The organism is Gilvimarinus gilvus (assembly GCF_030518155.1).
In the GTDB taxonomy this organism is placed as follows: domain Bacteria; phylum Pseudomonadota; class Gammaproteobacteria; order Pseudomonadales; family Cellvibrionaceae; genus Gilvimarinus; species Gilvimarinus gilvus.
Window position 1 is genome coordinate 1 of record NZ_JAULRU010000253.1, and the last position, 317, is coordinate 317.

The following is a 317-nucleotide window of genomic DNA, read 5'->3' on the forward strand; positions in this document are numbered from 1 at the left end:
CAAGAACTACGCGAACGCTTTGGCGTTGCAAGATTGCACTCAAGTGAGTTGGGCATGGGGCGACTGACCAGTATTGCCTCTGAACTCTCGGCATTGCAAGCAAAGCTAGACTTGACCATAGATATTTATCGGATATCCAAACCTGATCATGCTTTGATAAGTTTTTTTGACCAGCTCTTTGATCAGGGGCTCAACAAGGCAGTTCCATGGTCAGCATATTGGACTCCTTTACGTTTCGTAGTATTAGCGAAGCTTGCATACCTATTTGATGAGGATTTGATTAAACTAGCCAGGAAGGCTCGAATCGAGAAAAAGAC

At 44.5% G+C, this 317-nt stretch carries 1 protein-coding gene; it reads left to right on the forward strand.

What is annotated here, in order from left to right:
* Window positions 1-317, forward strand: a 317-nt coding sequence (locus QWI17_RS03310) for a hypothetical protein (RefSeq protein WP_302721078.1), incomplete at both ends; no start/stop codon positions are given.